This window comes from Clostridium sp. SY8519 (assembly GCF_000270305.1).
Taxonomy (GTDB): Bacteria; Bacillota; Clostridia; order Lachnospirales; family Lachnospiraceae; genus SY8519.
The window spans coordinates 1,971,055-1,992,034 of the sequence record NC_015737.1 but is presented as its reverse complement, the minus strand read 5'-3'; the positions used below and the strand labels follow the sequence as shown (position 1 = coordinate 1,992,034).

The 20,980-nt window shown below is 44.8% G+C and carries 12 protein-coding genes; 3 read left to right on the top strand and 9 right to left on the bottom strand.

Going from position 1 to position 20,980, the window contains the following annotated elements:
* Positions 1–7: 7 nt before the first annotated feature.
* The 9 genes from pglZ to CXIVA_RS09275 form a co-directional block, all read right to left on the bottom strand.
* The gene (pglZ, locus tag CXIVA_RS09315) at positions 8–2,575 is read right to left on the bottom strand and encodes a BREX-1 system phosphatase PglZ type A (protein ID WP_013977772.1); all 2,568 of its coding nucleotides are present in this window, start codon (positions 2,573–2,575) and stop codon (positions 8–10) included.
* 18 nt (positions 2,576–2,593) lie between these two features.
* Positions 2,594–6,277, bottom strand: a complete 3,684-nt coding sequence (locus CXIVA_RS09310; protein ID WP_013977771.1) for a hypothetical protein — start codon at positions 6,275–6,277, stop codon at positions 2,594–2,596.
* A gap of 14 nt (positions 6,278–6,291) precedes the next feature.
* The gene (locus CXIVA_RS09305; protein ID WP_013977770.1) at positions 6,292–7,281 is read right to left on the bottom strand and encodes a Fic family protein; all 990 of its coding nucleotides are present in this window, start codon (positions 7,279–7,281) and stop codon (positions 6,292–6,294) included.
* 12 nt (positions 7,282–7,293) lie between these two features.
* Positions 7,294–10,944 carry a BREX-1 system adenine-specific DNA-methyltransferase PglX gene (pglX, locus tag CXIVA_RS09300; protein WP_013977769.1) on the bottom strand — a complete coding sequence of 1,217 codons (3,651 nt, stop codon included), beginning with the start codon at positions 10,942–10,944 and terminating at the stop codon, positions 7,294–7,296.
* Entirely contained in the window at positions 10,937–11,776 is an 840-nt protein-coding gene (locus CXIVA_RS09295; protein WP_013977768.1) for a trypsin-like peptidase domain-containing protein, read from the bottom strand. Before CXIVA_RS09295 ends, pglX begins: the two co-directional genes overlap by 8 nt.
* An 11-nt stretch (positions 11,777–11,787) precedes the next feature.
* The gene (brxC, locus tag CXIVA_RS09290) at positions 11,788–15,432 is read right to left on the bottom strand and encodes a BREX system P-loop protein BrxC (protein ID WP_013977767.1); all 3,645 of its coding nucleotides are present in this window, start codon (positions 15,430–15,432) and stop codon (positions 11,788–11,790) included.
* 13 nt (positions 15,433–15,445) lie between these two features.
* Positions 15,446–16,024, bottom strand: coding sequence for a DUF1788 domain-containing protein (locus CXIVA_RS09285; RefSeq protein ID WP_013977766.1), 579 nt, complete (start codon positions 16,022–16,024; stop codon positions 15,446–15,448).
* Positions 16,025–16,100: 76 nt separating this feature from the next.
* The gene (locus CXIVA_RS09280) at positions 16,101–16,703 is read right to left on the bottom strand and encodes a DUF1819 family protein (protein ID WP_013977765.1); all 603 of its coding nucleotides are present in this window, start codon (positions 16,701–16,703) and stop codon (positions 16,101–16,103) included.
* A 52-nt stretch (positions 16,704–16,755) separates the two neighbouring features.
* The gene (locus CXIVA_RS09275; protein ID WP_041727813.1) at positions 16,756–16,974 is read right to left on the bottom strand and encodes a helix-turn-helix transcriptional regulator; all 219 of its coding nucleotides are present in this window, start codon (positions 16,972–16,974) and stop codon (positions 16,756–16,758) included.
* 595 nt (positions 16,975–17,569) lie between these two features.
* Between CXIVA_RS09275 and CXIVA_RS14550 the strand changes: the two genes are divergently transcribed.
* The 3 genes from CXIVA_RS14550 (at position 17,570) to CXIVA_RS09260 (ending at position 20,979) form a co-directional block, all read left to right on the top strand.
* Positions 17,570–18,931 carry a relaxase/mobilization nuclease domain-containing protein gene (locus CXIVA_RS14550; RefSeq protein ID WP_013977762.1) on the top strand — a complete coding sequence of 454 codons (1,362 nt, stop codon included), beginning with the start codon at positions 17,570–17,572 and terminating at the stop codon, positions 18,929–18,931.
* Positions 18,904–19,365 carry a WYL domain-containing protein gene (locus CXIVA_RS14545; RefSeq protein WP_013977761.1) on the top strand — a complete coding sequence of 154 codons (462 nt, stop codon included), beginning with the start codon at positions 18,904–18,906 and terminating at the stop codon, positions 19,363–19,365. The genes CXIVA_RS14550 and CXIVA_RS14545 overlap by 28 nt, the downstream gene beginning before the upstream one ends.
* A gap of 87 nt (positions 19,366–19,452) precedes the next feature.
* Positions 19,453–20,979: a hypothetical protein gene (locus CXIVA_RS09260; RefSeq protein WP_013977760.1), complete on the top strand. Its 1,527-nt coding sequence runs from the start codon at positions 19,453–19,455 to the stop codon at positions 20,977–20,979.
* Position 20,980 lies beyond the last annotated feature (1 nt).

Genomic DNA, 20,980 nt, shown 5'->3' with positions numbered 1-20,980 from the left:
CTCTATCTTAGAAACCGAAGCCGAAATCATCCACAAACGCCAGGTCCATAATGACCGGATGGCGGAAGCTTTCAAGGCCGGTTGTATCATCATAGGCGACAAGGTAATACTGCTTATTCTTATCATATTTCTTATTCTTGAATGTGAACCGCATGCGGAAAATTCTCTTCGTAGCATCCGGATCACGGCTGTCTGCCTTATATATGTTCTCGTTGGAAATCTTCTCGTTATCCTCCGAGATAAAGTACAGCTTATAGGTTGCAATCTTCACGGTATCACTTACCGGGTCTGACTGGATGAAATCCATCGTCGTAATCAGATTTGTGATCTTCTGCACCATGCTGACCAGCGCGATCTGTGCCGGTCTGGTCTCTACAGTGCCGCGTTCCATCTTGATATCCAGGACAGGAACCAGCATCTCCTGCGGAGAAGAACCACCATGCACAAAGTTCTGCCCGCCTCCGGCCACCTTGAACACATTGCTGCTTATCGGATAAAAAACAATCTTCGGATCCTGGTTACCCAGAATGATGGACATTGGCAGGAATTCTACGCCCTCATCAACTACCGGATCCTTTGCGACGATGAATCTCCGGTTGATAAAGGCACTCTTGCCGCTCACACCGCCAATCTTGTCACTCTCCGTCACTTTGTCTCTCTTGTAAATGAAGCCATGATCTGCCGTCACAATGAAATGATGCGTATTGGCGCTGCCGTTGATTTTGGTAATCAGCGACATGATCTCCTGAATTGCTTCCTCGCAGGCCACAAATACTTCATCTTCCGTATTCGCTTTGTCACCCCGGGCATCAATCTGATTGTGGTATATATATACAACTTGCTTACCCGTAAAGATATTCCGCAGATCCATGGATTTCAGGTTCTTGATATCATCAAACTGAACGCACACGCCATTCGTCTCATGGCTTTGCAAAACCGTCTGTCTTCCGGAAAGGCTGTCACACAGCACATCATCTGCCAACACACGGAAGTCATCCGTCATAGTCAGAGTATTATGCGGAAGAAGCGACGCCATTCCAAGCCTTGTATAAGACGGTAATACAGAGAGCTGCACATCCATTTTGGCTGTGCACTTCGGATCATCCTGCATTCTGCGGAACAGTTCCTGTCCCACTTCATAGCGCATCGCATCCGAAATGATGACAACCGTCCGTTCTTTTGAATTTAAGACATGCCTACGATAGAAATTCCGCTGAAGCGGGATCTCACTCATGGCATTCTCTTCTTGGATGCCTTCGTTCCACTTCGGAAGAAGCTTAGCCAGATACTCATTGGTATAGATATTTTCAACTAATGACCGCAGAGTCTCAAAAGCACTAGTTTCTTCCATCGCACGGCCCAGGCCGCCCTCTCTGCTTTCTTCGAAAGCATTCACCTTGTCAAAAGCGTAATAGAACTTCCGATACTCCTGATCGATCAGATGATCTGTCTTCCGGTACCGGTCAATAATATTCTTAAATCCCTCCGGAGCTATATAATTCGCCGCTTCTATCAAACGGAATGCACTGGATAAGAGCTGATATGTCTTTTCCGTTCTCCTCCCAAAATGCATCTTTGAACGCTTATCACAGAGAGTCGGAATATCATAACGATCCAGCTTTGCACCTGTGTCCTCAGCAGTCAATCTTTCCACAATCCACTTCACGATGATCTGATCAATCGCGATGAAAGTATCACAATCCACCAGATCCTCAGGGAGATATCCCGAAAGCGCAGTCGTCAGGTTCAGTCCTGTCGCCACATGCGCAGACAACTCATCATAACGATCCCGATAAAGAACACTGTTTGAAAGATTATCCAGGAATGCAATGATGTTTCCGGACTTATAGGAAACAAAGGTCTTCCACGGCTGCGGCACTTCTCCCGACAGTTCCCGTTCTGTGGCCGTCACGAACATCGTGACAAGCAGCTTCTCAAGATTCGGTTTCGGATCTGTATAGCCGAAATGCTGCTCACAAAGTTTCCAGAATGCCGAAAGCAGGTCATACTTCTCTATCTCCACAAGGAACTTGTTGTCCTCCAGGCTGCCATCAGTCAATATGACGCGGATGACCTCTTCAAAAGAGCACGTCCGGGTATGGCAGATGCTGGCAAGCATCCCAACCAGAATGTTCTCTTCATTAAAGTTCTCAATCTCAAGATCATAAAATCGCTGCGTTCTTTCTTTATTAGCAAAGAACTTGATATGCTTCTCAATGACCGGTTTGTACTTCTCTTCAATGCCTAGATCAACGGACAGTAAGGACACGCGGTCCGCAAAGAACCGCTTGGAGTACAGCAGAGTGTCCTCCAAGTGATTATCTTTGACATCCGGCTTCGGGAACGGTGCATAGATCAGGTAATTGGTCGTTGTATCTTCTCGTTCCAAAAATCTCTTTGTATAAAACTGATTATCCGGCTCCAGATGATAAATCTTAGCATTCTCCAGAACAACACTGTCCATGTCCTCTGCAAATTCGCCTTTATCGTCGTACCAAAACACGAGTTTCCGGGTATCTCCTGTAAACTCTGCATTCAACCGGTCTATGATTTGTTTCAGGTTAAGCTCTGCCATAAATTATCCCCCCCACACTTACCTGGCGTTCTTAACGTAGCCGGTGAGCACATGCTCTTTCTTGCTCGAAAACGTCAGTTTATCTGATTTCTCAATATATGTATCTTCAACACTGGTTATATAATCATGCGTTTTCAGTTTATCAAGTAACGCCTTATTATAATCGGAGTATCCCAGAGTATATTTGTGCCGCGTCCTCTCAACGAATTGCTGATACTCGGGCGATAATTGTCCAAATAAAACCGGCAGCTCACTATTCGCGTAAACTTCCATTTGATTAAGAAACAATTGATATTTTTCATCGTCGGGAAGTAACCGCCATGCCCTGTCAATGTATTCCTTCGGAACCGGCCTTGTTAATAATCGAAGGATACGCGCTGTTTCGATCGTCATCTCTGCCGGTACAAGCTTCTTAAGAATACTGTCTTTCTGATCACTATCAAACATATCCGATTCAAGCATATTATTTACTTCGTCCACTGTAAGATCTATTTCATCAAGAGATTGGACAAAGTCCTGATTATTGACCTCGGCGTATAGCACTCTTAAATCTGCAGCAACTGTTGAAAGCTCATCCCAATACTCTTTTCTGAACGGTAACGCATGCTCTTCGATCAACACTTGAATCTTCATGGGATTTAGCTTGCTCAGTGTATCGTTATAATGCTCTTTATAAATCCCAGATATAAATTTCCGGAAGACACTATCTGACAAATCCGCGAATAACAGTTGCTCTTTTACTTCCGCTGATATTTCCACCTTACCAGCGCCATTAACCAGAGCGTCTATATTATTTGAGACATATGCCACCCATGTATCATCGCCACTGTATTCTCCAAAATATGTCTCGACGTTCTCCCATGAACACAGGATCCTTTCATTGACGAGAAGATATGTCCATATACTCTGTTTATAGTTCTCGTCATCTTCTGATCCAGACTTGCAACAGTCGTTAATATCGTTCCAAACAACCTTTTCTTTTTCAATAACTGAAAGAGCCTGTTCTATGCCATCTGGACTCAAACGCTCAAGTATATCTTCAACGGACTCTATATCCTCTTCTGTGTTGGAAGGGATTCCTAAAACTATGTCAGAAACATACTGATCAAATTCCTGATGGACATAATCTGTCAGCGGCTGATATGCTATTGTTCTGATAATGGAATAATTTTCAGATTTCAGTTTTTCTGCTAACTCCGGATTTTTCCACTCAACAACTCTATGCAACATCGCTTCATTGATTTCGTAATATGAATTATCAAAAATATGCTGCCTGATAGTTTCATTAAGGTTCTGTGTTTCCAGATCCGTAAATATTAGTCCAAGTGCATCGATAGCCTGAATCTGTTTTTCAGCTGGAACTCCTTCCATTTTCTCAAGGACATCGGGATTACTCAGGAAAAAGTCAGTAAGAGCATCTTCGTTAGATTCTGCTTTATCCTGAGCCACAATATCGTCTGTCGAGGCATATGAGAGTATCAAGCCGAGATACACAAACCTTGTTTCAAGAGATATTCCTGTATCTTTGCAGACATCTACCCAAAAATGATCGTTTCCATGGCAAAGAAGCTGAATGAGCCGTTCGATGTTCCGGCCTCTTTCGATATATGACTTTATAAAAGACATACTACTTACAGAATGGTTTGTTAGTTGCGATATCAGGTATCCTTCGGCGGAAGATCCTCTTCGTTTTTCTAAGACATAGTCTGTGAGATTGTAATTTAAGGCTTCTTTCTGTTGAAATTCGTAATCCTGCAACCGATCATATATCTGAGAAACACTCTTTAACGGGTAGGTATAATCCATTTCAGATCTATGATTGCGGACAGCGAGAATAAAATTCATCTCGTCCTTTGAAATGCTGTTTGGATGAAAATAATTGATATAATTCGCATAGTTCTCATCTATAAATCCATTCCTTAGCAGAAATACCAAAAGGTCATTTTCCTTTACTTCCTCACTCAGGAATTCCGTACCAAATTCAGAAATTATTTTTTGGATCGAGTACGTACGCAGTTCATTCATTGTACGCTCATACTCCTCGATTTCCTTCTTAGCATCCTCTCTGCAGACATCGAGTCCTTTCTTTACACGATCAAGACGATCGAAATAGTCGCCACCTTTTTTTATAACTTGCGCCTCGATATCAGAAATATTCTGGTATGAAGTTCCACTGAGATACGACGCATAATGTACACTCAATTGTTTTTTCTTAAGTGTGTCAAAGTCAAAATCATCTTTCAGTAGGTCTGCATATGAATAGTTATTATTTCCCTCTGTGATATTTCTAACCCAGCCGTTATAATCCATCAGGCACATCAAAAGCGCGACTTTGATATCTCTGGAATCGCTGAATACTTCTTGTTCTACTTTTCGAATGATCTCCTCTTGCTCTTCTCGCTTTTCTTTTAAACGATCTTCCTTTTCCGCAATAAAGCGCTTTCTATCATTGAAGGCACATCGGACGATACTGTCATCCGTTTCATCTTCAAGCTGGGCAAAATCTTTTGGGAACAAGTTCTTAAATACGCTCAACGAGAACATCCGCTGATCATTCAAATCAAGATGCTGATTTCCTTTAAGCGTATTCTTAAAAACAATGAATTCATTGCAGATACATTCCAGGTCGCGCATATCGCTAATGTAGGGAGATATTAACGAAATATACTGACCGGAAATCTCATATAGACTGCTTTCATTCTTCTGATCATCAAAGTGAAGACGATCTCGCAGTATCTCCCCTGAATTCGATGAGCTTATATAGGGAACGATTGGGACTATAAAGTCAAAGAACTTAGTCCGTTCCCCTTCTTTCTGGAACATATCATCTTTGATGGCGTATATGAATGTAACTTTTTCTGAAATGCCTTCGTAATGATTGAGAAGATTATTCAGTTCACGTAAAGCCACAAAAATATTCGTGCTTTCAAAGCGATCAAGATCCTCGATTACAACAACACGATAATCCGTCTCCTCAAAGAAGTAGATGATTTCATCCAAGTTCTTATTAAATACGGATTCGTTGTCATCCTTATCGCCATTCTTCAATGTAGCCTTATCCAGAATCTTAATTTCCTGAACACTGCCATTTTTTCTAAACCATCTAACGGCAGCAAAACATGCAACCCAAATGATCGCAAGTACTATAATAATTGCGACTATTCTAAAAACACCCGAAAGGTTACTTATCGATGCAGTAAATGTCTGCATTTGGTTTGGGAGTGCAAAATACAGCAAGATTAATAAAAACAGTTCTCCGAGCGCCGCGAAAAGAGCATTCGCCACCCACTTTTCTGGCTGAATTTTCCGATAACGACTCTTTGGTATTTTGTCTGCTCGCACATGGTAGAATAGTTGCTTTAAGATACCTGTTTCGAGATCATCGTCAATATTCTCACCACTGGTATGCATATCTTCCAGATTAAAGGCAGCAAGAGAAATAGGAAGCACATTCTGACGTTTCCTTGTTTTTATGTATGTATTAATGACACTGCTTTTCCCAGACCCGTAAGGACCGGAAATAGCAATGTTGCGAATATCATCCTGTTCCAACGCCCAATCAAGGGCAGCCATATACTCCTGCCCATTTTGTATATCACTCGTCGGAGTCAAAGCACGATATAACACATCTCCCTGGCCAGGCTGTGCCGCGGCTACATTTTTTACATGCGTTTTTCTCTTAATCTTGCCAGTAACACTCATTCAATAGACTCCCATCAATCTGTCACTTCCCAATAGCCGTTCTTACTGGCCCCGTGACGGATTATCTTTTTTTCCTCTTTCAGATTTGCTAATATCCTCTGTACTTGTCGCTGTGTTAATCCCAAAGAAGACGCCAGCACCTTGGCGGTCAGCTTTCCATCCTGTCTCAGCAAAGCAAGGACTTTATCCTCATTTGTTACGACATTTGATGCGACATTTATTACGACATCATTGTTTTGATTCTCGCTGATCTCTTTTAACGCATCACGAATCATCCGCAGCATGAATTCAACAAACTCGGTAGAATCTCCAGCATAATCCGCGCGCCCGAGCACTTCATAGTATTCTTCCTGATGCTCATGCACCAAAGTCTCCACCGGAAGCCAGGCGAAGATTTCTTTCCAATTCTGCAAAATCAACGACTGCCAGAGTCTGCCTGTTCGGCCATTTCCATCCGCGAAAGGATGAATAAACTCAAATTCATAATGGAAGATGCAGCTCTTCACCAGAGGATGCAATTTCGACTCTTTCAGCCACGTCATCAGCTGTGCCATCAAATCAGGCACATACTTTGCCGGTGTTCCGGCATGAATCAGCTGATCTCCCGCATATACACCGACATTCCCGCTTCGGAAACTTCCGGCTTCTTTCACCAGACCATCCATCAGAAGCTTGTGCGCAAGAAGCAGGTTTTTCACGCTGTATGGATCTAGCGCAGAAACACGTTCATATGCTTCGTATGCATTCTTAACCTCGCGGATATCCTGCGGAGGCCCCAACACCCTCTTCCCTTCAATGACATCCGTCACCTGATCCAGCGACAAGGTGTTCTGCTCAATCGCCAGAGATGAATAGATCGACTTGATTCTGCTCTCTCTGCGCAGCACCGGGTTTTGATGCATCGATTCATATGTCGTGATCGATCCGACGTATTCTCCGATCTCCACAATTAGATTTGTAATCTCTTCCGTCATTTGAAATGGCGGCTGGTATACTTCACTCATATCCCTCTCCCGTCATTTCTTCCATGTCTCAACATACTGCTTCCACAGCTTGTCGTTAGCCATGATATTCTTGGAATCCGCAAGTACCTCATAGAACTTGCCATCGTTTGCTATCTGGAGCTTTCGATAGTTGACTTTCACCCCATCATCCAGATCCAGTTCAATACGAGACAATGCCAAGTGCGCAAGCTTCTCATCGTACTCACGACATTCTTTCAGCTGTTTCTGCAACTTTTCGCGGCGTTTCGTTGACTGTGCCACTTCACGAGCATTCGTGCTGTGGTCGATCATATCCTGCATGCGGCTGATCTCACTCTCATAGACACGCTGCATACGGTGCAGGTAATCAATACGAAGATTTCCGATCGTATCCGCATTGTAACGGTGCAAATAGATCAAAGCCTTGAATCCGTTCTGCTTGCCGCTGTCAAAGAGCCAGTAAATCGGACGCTTGCCGGAGCCGGTCACAGAATAAGTCTGACAATGATCCTTGAAGAAATCATTCAAGAAATAATTTCTAATGATCTCACGGCTGGAATCACCCTTGTTGTCAAGCGCCTTGGCAATATAGTCCAGGTTCTGCTCCAGCGTCTGCTCGCCAAAGGCGACCTTCAGGAAGTCACAGAGGCGGGAGACGATATCATCCTCCAGATATTCCTCATCCGTGATCGGAATGACATTATCCGCATCTGGCTTGAACTGCCCGTATTTCTGCTCATTCCAATCACCACCGGCATAAGCAAGTCCAGTGGTACCAAGGGAATAGCGGCCAAACATACAGCCGACCGCATATGACAGCAGTGATTTTATATCTCGCTGGAGATCAGCACAGCGAATAGTTACAGCCTTATCCTCTACTTCCGGTGTCAGTTCATCCTGCAATCCATAGATATCAATAAAGATACGGTTCAGTTCCTCTTCATTTGCTTTTAGTTGTTCAAAATGGCCTTCACATTCATCTGACCAGGCACGGAAGCTCTCTTCAATCGTTGTATTATTATCATTCAGCCTGCAATATCTAAGGCCTATTTTTACTAACGGATGGCTTTCATAACCCCATGCTGTTTCAAAGGAGTTCCAATCATCCATCGAGCTATGGATAAGTTTTTTGGTGATTTCTATAATTCTAGCCTTGTCCTCACTTCCTACTTTAGGAATGGGAATTGAGTTTATATCCTGCTGTTGGAAGTTCATCGTAGGACTTATTACTTTTAAGAAGTAAGTACTTGTTGCAGCATTTAATAATGCAAGTGAAAACAGAGAGTCTTCCATTTTCTTTTGTAAAATGGCTGTCTCTTGATACATATACTCAGAAGGCAACAATCTAAAATTAGCATCACCAGTCCCTATTTTTCCCCATGTTACACCAGGTAAATTCCAAAACTCTTGTCTTATAATTCTTCCCGCAGGGGCTTCTTTATAAAAATTACGTGCTTTCGACGACCAATCTATAACATTTTGAACATTACCAAACCATTTTCTGTATGTTCCGCCCATCGCACACAAAAGCCACTTTTTCCCCATTGATAATGTACCAGTGTCTTCAGATGATATTTCCCAAAAACATCGAATAAACCTAGCATTATCAGTAGTTACATTTTTTCCTTCGGCTTCTGCATATTTAGACATAAAATCTTCTGCATTCTCGAAAGCAGATATAGTTTTATCGCTTATCCAATATCCAAATATAGTCCCAGGTATCTTGTCGAAATTCGATTGCTTAAACAAGTATCTTTGAGTTCCAGACAGAAATATTCGTTCTTTCTCTAACTGTGACTTCGCATCAACAATTCGTACAAATGTGCATTTCCACCCCGAAAAAGAAGTGTTTCGGTACACAAATGCTGTAGTCTGTACAACTTCACCGCCTATCTCTTCAAATGCTCTAGCACCTAAGTGTGCCATATTAATAATATCAGTATTCTTTATTTTTAATCGTAATTTCTCAAAACTGGATAAAAACATCCAACTATGCATAGTAATCAATGCATCGAAACCTTGATTAAAAGTCAAGCTTTTGCATTTTTCAATAAAAACGGCAAAAAGATCGCTTTTGCTATCCGGATAATAATTCTTGACATACTCATTGAGCCTTCCGGTTCCACTACTAATGGCCATATAGGGCGGGTTCGTAGTTGTCACATGATACTTTTGCGCAAGTGCCTTTCCTTGAGCAATCAGCTGCTTTAACTCCTCCGCGGTATCATCCAAACCCACCGTGTACATACTCATCTGTCCAATCACTTCGATGTTGGACACAAATCGATCCAGCAGATCCCAATCATACTGCTCTACCGAAAGAATTGAACCGTATTCCTTGGCATCCTTGAATGTATCGAGAAGTACGTTCATCTGCGTGATGGCATTATTCTTCTCCAATTCATTCAAGCCCGCGCCAAAATACTTGAGCTGATTACGATCAATTCCATTACTCTCTTGAATGGAATATACATTGGGCCTGTACTCTCCGTTCAGGATACGCCGGTTGTACTGCCGTGCCTTCATCATGATGGCAAAGTACGCCATCTGAAAGGCACGGTCATCAATATCAAGACCGTAGAGATTGTTTTCCAGAATGCTTCTGGCAGCGTCGCGCTGGCTGTACCCGGCGCTCTCATAAATCTGCATCAAAACATCAAAGGCATAGACTAAAATATGTCCGCTGCCCATACCTGGATCAATGACACGGATATCTTCCGGATTCAACTTCGCATACTCAGCTCGAATTTCCGCAAGCTGCGTCTGCACCTCCGGTTCCTGCTCTGCTTCTTCGAGATAGTATTTCCATCCAGACTTCAAATCATCATTCGGATGCCCCTCCACCCACAGACGGCCAAGGCTGTTCTCCACCATATAACGGACAATCCAGTCAGGCGTGAAGAGCTGCGTTACTGCAGGCACTTCCTCCTTGGTGATCTTGCCCTTCTTTGCAAAGGCTTCATTCTTCGGTTCCGTGTTGTAATATTGGTACAGCCAGCCGATGATCTCGACCTGGCCACCTCGTTCCACATCGAAGTCTTCCTCCGGAATATCATGCACAAGATGGTAAACTATACCATCCTGATCGATGACGGAGAGATTCAGAAGAAGTTCCGTATAATCATGGGTTTTCTCAAAAAGTGCGGGAAGGATCTCATTGAGAGCATTACACTGTTTGATGAAAAGCAGGCGGAATACTTCATCCAGCTTATTTACATTTTTCAGTTCCAGAATTGTCTGCTGCTCATCTCTGGTGAAGTCCAGCTCCAAATCAAAGGGTGTTGTCACCAGATCCGGCTCCATCTTTCCAGTATCGGAAGACAGCACGCGGATATGGCTCGGCAGATAGTCATTGACCTCCATAAAGCGCACAGCAATCAGGCGGTTGAACCAGGTATAGGCGACCTCCTCGATGATGTACTTATAAGCAGTCTTATAATCTGTATCCTTCTCTTTTCTTTGGATCAGTTCCACCAGATGTTTTCTCTGACGGATTGCTTCTCCCGTGATCGCATAAGGTTCTGCTGTCCCGATATCATAAAATTCTGTCTGACCGGTAGACTGCGGAAGCGCAGTATGGATCCCATCTGCAGTAATCCCCATAAGGCCTGCACGATAGCTGATATCTGCGATCAGTTTATTTCTCGCCCAGATGGCGAAATTCTTTATGGCGGTCTTATTCATTATCTATTTCTCCGTTTTTCAACAAAACTTGCTCTACCATGGGTTTGAATTTCAGTAATTCATGTGCTTTGATGTAATATCCCAAATTAACCATTGTTCTTGCATGCGAAATGGCTTTCTGCTGTGTAGGTATATCAATAAGAATAATATCTCCATTTACATCCATTGTTGGACCAGCAAATTGAACGCCAAGGAAAATCAGTCTTTTTGCTCCAATATAACTGTTCCCTTCTTTGTCTGAATAACCATTTTCATCAAGAATGAAAATCGGCGATCCTGATGATCCCGGGAAACAAGCAATGTCAATTAGCCCGATTCCTTTTTCATTAAAATCATAGCCAGGATGACTTGCCGTAAAGCCTTTTCTAAATAATGGATAATTATGTAAACTATCCCAAAGGCCCGTTGGATATCCAATCATTACAACTGATTCTAGCGCATTAAGATCCTCAAGCTTTTTTTCGGTGTAGATAATTGATTCATCTATTGATCTATAAAATACTGTTTTTCCGGTTCGCCTTTGAACTTCAGTCAATAGCGGTGCAACGTATGTAAAACAAATGTCATGTGTGGGATGGAAAATCCAGTCTGTGTTAAAAACCACTTTAAAATTTTCTCCTGAATCTCCCCCATTACCATCGCATAGATGAAGTAAAAATGTCATTGCTTCATGAGGATTGTTATTAACGACATGCTTATTAGTCATAAGGACCGGAACAGTTTTCCCTCGTACAGAAACATCAAAGAAAAACCCAGTTCCAGCTGAGCCGTTAAGCGTTTCAAGTTTAACGGTGTTATACATCATATTCTCAGATATACTTTTTGGAACCATGTTACCTCCAGTTAAAACTCCACGTTTACAATGTCATTTTCATCCAGTTCCGCAAGGAGTGATTTGCGGAGTGCATTCAAGTATTTATCTACATCGTCTTTGCTCTCTAATCTCCACGAAGATGTGTGTGTCACATGCTTAATGGTCACATTCTTGGTTTTCTTCGTATGGTATGGAGCAGGAGGCTCTGCGATACGGCAGGCAGGCTTGCCCTGCTCTTTTGCTATTCTGGCAGCTTCCTCTGCTGCACGCCTTGCTTCTTCTGCTTTTATTTTGAGGATCTGCTCATCTCTGGTATCCATCTCATTTAGAAGACGGATCTTCAGTGCTTCTGCCTTATCGGCGTAACTGCGGAGCGAAGAAACATTGTTACAATGTTCGGCCCCATCCCGGATTTCTTTGAACAGCGTATTGTAACGGCCGAGATAGGTATCTTTGTATTCTTTTGGTTCCAACACCTCGATGACACGCGCTCTCGCCTGTTCAATTGCGTCCAGAACCGGCTTTTCCTCTTTGTCCAGTACCTTCATGTAAGAAGTCATGAACTGTTCCCGCAGGTTCGGAAGCTTCGGGATGTTACCATACGGCTTATCCTGTCTGGTAATAGACCGCATCTCATGAACAATCTCTTCCAACTCCGTGTCTACGATATAGGTCTTGCTGTCGTCATAGATCGCCAGCATCTCCAGTGCCCGCGTGAAAATCTCCTGCTGTTCACTTCCAAAGAAGGATTTCACAGGCTCATAATCTTCTGCAAAGTCATAGAAGGTCTCCCGCATCTTTGAAACGTACTGAAAGAATTCCAGCGGAGACTGGATCTGGATCACGGACTGCATCAGCTTCTTGCCGGATTCCATCACCTTCTTGCCCGGATATGCAAATCTCTGATACTGGGGTTCGAGACGCTGGATCTCATGGATCGTATTCTCTGCATATCGTTGGAAATTCTTCATGATGGTGTCTTCGTCCTCGGCCACAGAGCCGGTTCCGAAGACTTCCTTCATGACATCACGGACCTCTTTCTTATCCTTGTCAGCGACACGGATACGCTCTTCCATGAGGAGCTTTTCTACGAACGCTTTCTTTGTAATAAAGCTGATGATCTCTTCATCGCTCTTATTGTTCAGATTGACGCTTGCTCCATTCACCGTGAATGCCAGATCTCCGCGCTTAAAGAGCCGCGCTACCAGCCAATGAACATCATCTTCCACAAATCCATAGGGCGCTTTCATGAAACGATCTTTCACCGTTTTCATAGAGGTCTTCATGTGCATATGGCTGTTTCCGGCAATGAAAGCCAGAACATCGTCAAGCGCATGCTGGTTCGCGTCTGTTCCACCTTCCAGCCCAAGTGTCATCTGGTTGGATGTCCGGAACATCTTGCAGATATCAGCTTCACCAAAGACCGCGTCGATATAAGACAGCTTATGATAAACCGTCTGCACCAGTCTGCCGATGGCTTCATTGATCCGGCTTGTGACTTCCTTTGCATTCGTCTTGACCGTATCGGCATTGACATAGATGGTCGCATCCTTCAGCCCTTCTGTCAGATACAGCTTTGCGTTGGCATTGCGCTCCCGCATCTCCACGCGCTTTGCTTCCTTGATCGTTTCGTACTTGGTCAGCTGCGTGGACGTATTAAGGCGCAGAAACTTCTCGATCTTGAGATACTGTCGGATCTCATCCAGGAACGCCGCATCATTTGGAAGAACCACCAGCACTTCCTTGCCCTGGCCGGACATCATACGCAGCGTCGCGTCATCATTTCCACCCTCATACCACGGCGTCAGAATTCGCAGGCCGATATCGTAGTTCTGGTTCGCCTTATACGGACGGTCATCGACTGCCTGATTGAAGGAGAAGGAATATCTGCCGTTGAAGGACGGATAACGATACTTCTTGTCAGTGAAGATATCCTCAAAGATCATCTCGGAGACTTTATTGATCACTTCCGCCATCTCGACATTCTGGCTGTCGATCGCACGATTGATCTCCTGCTCTTCATCCGTCAGGAAGACATAGAGGCTGCCGTTCTTCTGCACAAGCATCTGCTGCATCAGGATCTTCAAAGCCTCTTCCACTTTTCCCTTCAGCTCAATCCGGTCATCATCGATGTTGCTAATCATCAGGGAAGTGATGTTGTCGATATTCGCCTCGATCTCCAGGACATATTTGATCATGAACAGTGTCTTCAGAACGTTTATGGCAAAGACACCGGACTCCTTATGCTCCGGATTGATCTTGGTGTTGTCATAGGCACGGATAATGACGCCCCGGTGGCTGTGGTCCAGGAAGTTCTCCAGCGCATCATAGAACAGATGGAACGGTACGATGACGCCCATCTCTTCGTCTTTCAGTTTGGCTGCCGACTCTTTGAAAAGCGCCAGCATAGAACGTTCTCCTTCAGACAGATGTTTGCCGGATGCTCCGTGTGTACGGATCGAGGTCAGCACACTGGCCAGAAGGTTGAACTGATATGGTACGAACGGATAGACTTCAGAGAAGTCGCTGCCGTTTGCATATAATTTCTTTTCCACACCATCATTGAATACGATCAGGTTTTTGATGATGGTTGCTTTCTGATCATAGAGCAGCCGCAATGTCTGCGCCGCTGTATCGGTCTTATCCAGAATTCTCTTTTTAATAACGGCATCTACGTTTGCAGATGACAGGGACAGTCTTGTATCAAAGCGTCCCTGAATCTTGGAAAAGTCATTGCCCTTGACCTTTATGACAGAATCAATATCCTGCTGGCTGGTCACAATGACCCAGGCCTTGCCCTGGCATTCTTTCCCCAGTTCCTCTGTTACGGTCTGGAGGTTTAACATCAGCTTGCTGTCCTCGCCGATATACTGACCGATCTCATCAACCAGGAAGACAACATGATGATTGTTGCCCTTTGCATTGATGTAGGCCTTTACTCTCTTAGCGAAATCCTCAATGCTGATCTGATACGGCTCAGACGCTTTCTCGCACCAGTTCCGCGCTGCCGATTCACTCATGAAATCCATATCAACGAGAACGTCAACCACGGTATCCTGAATGAAGTCGAACTTATGACGGTTCTCTTCCCAGGGCTTGCCATATTCGTCCGCAAATACCTCTTTGAATTCATCCATACGTCCGGCTTCAGTAAGCTGCTGTTCCAGATCTGCCAGATGCGGAAGCGATCCGCAGAATCCCTGCATCTCGTTGAAGACACGCAGGAAAACATTAACGATGGCATCCTTATTCTGTTTGCTACCGGTATCACTCTTGGAATCGATATTAAAGAGAACCACATCCGTCGGTGTTTCTGCCGCCAGCTTCATATCTGCCAGCACCATCGGGTCGACGATCTTCTTGTCATCCACAAAGAAATCGAGCGCCTTTTTATCTCCAACCTGTTTGTTCTCCAGAAGGTAGGACAGAATCTTCAGGAAGTGAGATTTACCACTTCCAAAGAAACCGGAGATCCATACGCCCATCTTCGGGGTGGTTCCGAGGATTCCTTTCTTATATGCGGAGAAGAAGTCTGCAAAATGCTTCTGTAATTCTCGTGTGACTACGTACTCATCCAGTTCCTGGGATACGTTTGTTTCTTCACCCTGGCCAACAATGATGACACCCTGAATCTCACGGTCGATCTTCTTGGCAAACATATCTTTTACAAGCATCTTTCTACCTCCGTCACTTTACTAACCGGAAGGCCCGGTAATAGTTGTCATCTTTGATCTCGTTGAACAGGATCAGCTCCTGTTCGTTATAGGTTCCGGGGAAGAACATAACGACCGGAACTCTTACAAATGCCTGGTGCAAGTTGTTCAGTACCTTGTGGGACCGAAGGATCGGATAACACTTTCCGATTCCGGTCAGGAACACCACCGCATTCTCCGGTGTATTGTCTTTGATGTGCTGCACAATCAGGCTGTCATCATCGTTGACCTTCATGGAATTGCTGACCGCTTTTGTGATCCGGTCAAGGCCGCGCTTCTTCTCGAAGCGGTAACACTGTTCCAGGAAGTCTTCCTTCTCCAGATAGTCGATGATGATGTCATAGAGATCAAACACGACGAGCTCAAACCCATCAACACCCTTTGCGTTTTTGTTCTTCAGATATTCGATCCGCTCCCGGACTTCCAGTTCCTTTTCCGGCGGATAATCGAACACCCAGTAATTCACTTCATTGGCTCTGCCGCTTGACTGCCGGAAAGAAGGTTTCCGGATGGCGGCTTCCATCTGATCGAGCCGTTCTGTTAAGCTTGCCATTACCTCTTCTCCATTTCATTCTGCATAGGTTCGTCTGTTCCAATCACACTGCGCTATCGCTTGTGTTCTTGGAGACTCACCTAACCCCCGTCAGCGCCTTTACGCAGTATTCCATGCCGTGATCCATCAGCCATCTTTCCATTGCCGGATCAAGAATCGGTTTCAGGATCTTTCTTGTGTCTTTTGCCTTGTCAGTCACACCTGCTTCAAAGAGCATAGTCTTATAGCAGGCGCCAAGTCGCTTCGTTGTGGCTTCCGTCCACTTGGCAACCTTGTCGTCCTGCTCCTGTTTGTTTTTGAAGAAAATGCGTATATCACTGTCGGCAAGTTCAGACGTGCCAATGATCATTTTCTCCCGAACGACCTCATATACAAATTCGGCAAACAGCGTGTCATAAGCCATGGCTGCCACCAGCGCAAAAAGCTTCTGCGCAGCAATATCGCATGCCTGAAAAACCGGATAAAAACTATCATCCAGACATTTCATTCTTCCCGACACTGTGCTCCAGATCTGATTCGCGCGAAGCGGAGTCGGAGCGCCGAATATATTTTCATCTTTATTTAACTGCTTTATTTCATCCCAGGACTTTCCCTCCGCACGAAGAGACACAACCTTGCGGAATTCCATAAACCAGAAAGAATGCTTTACAGCACCGGCGCTGTATTCTTTTCTCTCCATAATCAGAAGTTCCTCTTTCCCATAGTATTGTAGCAGTCCATGTGTCCCATTTTCAGGACTCAGAGTCCTCGTCCGGAACAATCTCAACAATATCATCCAGACCACAGTCCAGCGCTTTGCAGATTTTACGCAGAACTTCGGTCGATACATCTCCGTTCTTTCCCATTTTTGCAATGACATTGGTGGAAAGGCCTGCCATCTCACGCAGGTCTTTTTTAATCAGCCCTCTATCGATCAACAGTTTCCAGAGTTTGTTATAGTTCATTGCCATAATAGTCACCTTTTTGCTTTCACTTAGCACATATAAATGCTTATACTGCGGCTCTTTTATCATATCATAGTCGCTTTCAATTTCAATCGAAACTTGAGTTTTGCAACTCTCCTATATTGATATTTCCCAAGTACTTTTTCGTGCATTTTTCGTGATTGTCACGACCAAATGGGCGATTAGCCTCCCCACTATTCAGTAGGAGGCTTTTTTCAGTAGCTTAGAGCAAGATTCTCCTTGAGGTTCAATAACTCCTTCTGAGCATTCTTCTGAGCATTTCACCACAAGGCATCTTGTTGGGGATTACGGTTCCCCAAGCCCTCGATGAATAGTCGCATTATTTGCAACGGTTCGGCCTGCAGCACTCACAGCTTTTGATCCGTCTCCGACAATCAAAGAGGAGGACAAGTCCTATGGCAAGACCAAAGAAAAAAACTGTCGCCTTCAAAGGATTACCAGATCACCCTTCGGATGACGAAAGAAATGTACGATGTGCTGACTGAAGACGCGAAAGCCGCCAGACTCCCTCGCACAGAATACGTTCGCCAGCTCATTTCGAACCGGCACCCGGTGGTCAAGAAGGAAATCGTATACAACAGTGAAGATCAAGATCTATAACGCCAATTACGATTCAGCGACAGACTACCTGACCATGCAGCATGATGAATTTACGAACAAACCGATTCTCGATGAATCCGGTGAAATGATGCTGCGTGATTTTTTCCTGCTGGAGGGTATCAACTGCGACCCCTATTCTTTCAATCAGGAATGCCAGGCACTGAATGCAAAGTATGGAAAGAATCAGACCTACGGAGAGATCAAAGCTCATCACTACATCGTCAGCTTCGATCCGAATGATCGTGACGAAAACGGTCTGACTCCGGAACGTGCACAGGAGCTCGGAATGGAACTTGCCAGGAAGTCATTTCCCGGTCATCAGATCATTGTCTGCACGCACCGCAACGGACACAACAGCGCCGGTAATATTCACTGTCATATTGTGATCAACAGTGTCCGAAAGCTGGATGTCGAACGGGAGGATTTCATGGACCATCCCGGCGATTGTGCGGCCGGAAATAAGCATCACGCCTCGGATCATTTCATGGAATGTTTCAAACAGTTCACGATGGAAATGTGTCAGAGAGAAAATCTCTATCAGGTAGATCTCCTCTCTCCTGCCAAGGTACGGATCACGGATCGTGAATATTGGGCGCAACGCTGCGGGCAGCACGCACTGGATAAAGAAAATGCCATCAAGATCGCTTCAGGGGAAAAAACGGAAAAGACAAAATTCGAGACAGAAAAAGCGATCCTCAGGAGACAGATCACAACTTCTTCATGGTATACTCAAGGCATCATATCTTTTACCCGAATCTTATGGAGGACTCCCATGGCAAATAAAGAACGCAAAGGCGATAATCAAAAACTGAAAATGCTCTATCTGGCAAAGATATTCTCGGAAGAGACCGACGACAATCATGCGCTCACCATGCCCCAGATCATAGAAAAGCTTTCAGCCTGCGGCGTGAATGCGGACCGAAAAACGCTGTATCTGGACTTTGAGGAGCTGCGTCATTTCGGTCTGGATATCATTGCCGTCAAAGAAGGCCGCGACTGTTTCTATCACCTGGGCGGCCGGGACTTTGAACTGCCGGAACTGAAGCTCCTTGTGGACTCCGTGCAGTCTGCCAAGTTCATTACCGATAAGAAATCGAAAGAACTGATCAAAAAGCTGGAGGCGCTGGTCAGCAAACATGAAGGCAAACAGCTGCACCGCCAGGTGATCATATCCGGCCGGATCAAGACTATGAATGAGAGCATTTACTATAACGTCGATAAGCTGCACGAAGCAATCGGCGCAGACAGTCAGATCCGCTTCAAATATTATCAGTGGAATGTCGAGAAGAAAATGGAGCTGCGCAAAGACGGAACTTGGTATCACGTCAGTCCCTGGACCTAATATGGGATGATGAGAACTACTATCTCGTCGGCTATGATGCTGAAGATGGCAAGATCAAGCATTACCGGGTTGATAAGATGCTGCGGATCGCAGTAACCGATGAACGCCGTGAAGGCAAAGATCAGTTCAAGGCTTTCAATCTTCCCCGCTACACCAAAAGTCTCTTTGGCATGTACGGCGGTGAAGAGACCCGTGTCACCATCGAAGCGGATAATTCCATGGTCGGCGTTCTGATCGACCGCTTCGGCAAAGACATCTTTATCGCTCCGGTTGACGAGAATCATTTCCGAACCAATGTCAATATCGCAGTCAGCAACCAGTTTCTCGGCTGGATCATGGCGCTGGGCGAAGGCATCAAGATCGTCGCTCCGGATACTGTTGTGGATCAGATGAGGGCGGAGGCCAAGAGGCTTACAGAGCAGTATAAAGATTGATTTCAAAGTCCGTTTTTTAGGACAGATCATTTGATAGACTCTTATTGTAAGCAGGAAAACTATACATTCTACCTGCGGAGGTGTTTTATGGAAAAATCAATATATCAGCAGATCTGCGACCATATAACAGACGGCATACTTGATGAAAGCTTTTCTCTACAGGATGAAGATCCGGACGGCGCCCCCTTTAAATGGGCTCCCGGCGCAATGGACGGTGTTGCTATGTATCACATGCAGCATTCAGGTCTGGACGCGTCACAGGCAAAAGGTATGGCGAAGGCACTGAAAAGTGCCGCCAGCGGAAATTATCCGGAAGCTGAGGCCCTGTTTAATGTCTGGACTAAGGAAAACAGAGCTATCAGTGTGATCGATGAACTTCAGAAGTATGTGATCGATCATTCGGCAAGACTGGATGCCGGCAATGTCTTTCAGACAGCCTTGTCCATGATGCTGCATTCTACCCATATCGAATGTGTCAAAATCGGCATGGAACTCATGGAGCTATTTCTTGTCAATGACGAGAAAGTCCGTGAGGTTATCCGGCGTCTGGGTCTCTATGATGAATTCACCATCTTCGCCGTTTGGAATATACAGAAATGGGAAGATGGGAACAGCGAGATTTTTCAACTGGCAAAGAAGGTTCACAGTTGGGGCCGCATCCATGCCGTGGAAAGGCTGGAGCCAGAAACCGATGAGATCCGGCACTGGCTGCTCATAGAAGGTACGGTCAACGGTGTTGTAAACGCATACTCTTCTCTCACCTGCTGGCAGAAGGCAAACGCTGAAGAGATTCTGTTCGGACAGCCGACTGAAGAAGAATTCAAAGGAATCACAACACTGATCGACGGACTTCTCGATGAGGGACCGGTACCAGGTATTTCAGAACTTGAAGACGCCGAAAATATGTTACTGCGGTTCCTCGAGATAGCGCCACATTATAATCTTACAGATCAGGACTACGACGTCATTCTATCTGTACAGCATTGGGCAGATGACGAAGATGTTCAGCTCCCTTCTGTTTCCGCTGCCTGTGATAAGATCCTTCGCTCTTCTTCCTGTACGGATACAATCCGGGATGCCGTCAAAGAAGGCAAGGCCCTGCGTCTTGCCGAAGAGCTCGACATTCCCTTCCGTGATGACCTGTTAAAATGCCTGGAAAAGGATTTCGATCATAATTATTCCAGCTGCGGCTATCTAATGGACAGCCCTGATTACGTCGAACCAACGCTTCAGCTTTTCCGCAAAAACCTGCCTCTTTCAGATATGGAAGGCGAGCCGGAAGATAATCTTGGACTTGGTGAAGAGTATCGCTCATACAATCAGCTTCAATTCATACTGCAGGAGCTTGGCTCCTATCCTCTTATGGGAATGGAATTCATGATTGCAGGTTTAAAGAGCCCTGTCATTTCCAATCGCAATCGTGTACTTGCGAACTTAAAGATCTGGGTTCAGGAAAGACAGATGCCACTCTCTGAACTGTCCCCTGAACTTTATACGCTCGTAGGACAGCTTCGTGAAAAGGAAGTAAACGATGGAGCAATGGAAATGATTGTTCCGCTTCTCGAAGGTCAAACCATATTTATCAATAACGACGAAGAAAGCGAGGATGAATGAT

What these genes read in the sequence shown, in the direction of transcription:
- brxC (WP_013977767.1), bottom strand. Translation starts at nt 15,432, where the DNA reads ATGCTTGTAAAAGATATGTTTGCCAAGAAGATCGACCGTGAGATTCAG.
- pglX (WP_013977769.1), bottom strand. Translation starts at nt 10,944, where the DNA reads ATGAATAAGACCGCCATAAAGAATTTCGCCATCTGGGCGAGAAATAAA.
- CXIVA_RS09305 (WP_013977770.1), bottom strand. Translation starts at nt 7,281, where the DNA reads ATGAGTGAAGTATACCAGCCGCCATTTCAAATGACGGAAGAGATTACA.
- CXIVA_RS09275 (WP_041727813.1), bottom strand. Translation starts at nt 16,974, where the DNA reads ATGGCAATGAACTATAACAAACTCTGGAAACTGTTGATCGATAGAGGG.
- CXIVA_RS09295 (WP_013977768.1), bottom strand. Translation starts at nt 11,776, where the DNA reads ATGGTTCCAAAAAGTATATCTGAGAATATGATGTATAACACCGTTAAA.
- CXIVA_RS09310 (WP_013977771.1), bottom strand. Translation starts at nt 6,277, where the DNA reads ATGAGTGTTACTGGCAAGATTAAGAGAAAAACGCATGTAAAAAATGTA.
- CXIVA_RS09260 (WP_013977760.1), top strand. Translation starts at nt 19,453, where the DNA reads ATGGAAAAATCAATATATCAGCAGATCTGCGACCATATAACAGACGGC.
- pglZ (WP_013977772.1), bottom strand. Translation starts at nt 2,575, where the DNA reads ATGGCAGAGCTTAACCTGAAACAAATCATAGACCGGTTGAATGCAGAG.
- CXIVA_RS09285 (WP_013977766.1), bottom strand. Translation starts at nt 16,024, where the DNA reads ATGGCAAGCTTAACAGAACGGCTCGATCAGATGGAAGCCGCCATCCGG.
- CXIVA_RS09280 (WP_013977765.1), bottom strand. Translation starts at nt 16,703, where the DNA reads ATGGAGAGAAAAGAATACAGCGCCGGTGCTGTAAAGCATTCTTTCTGG.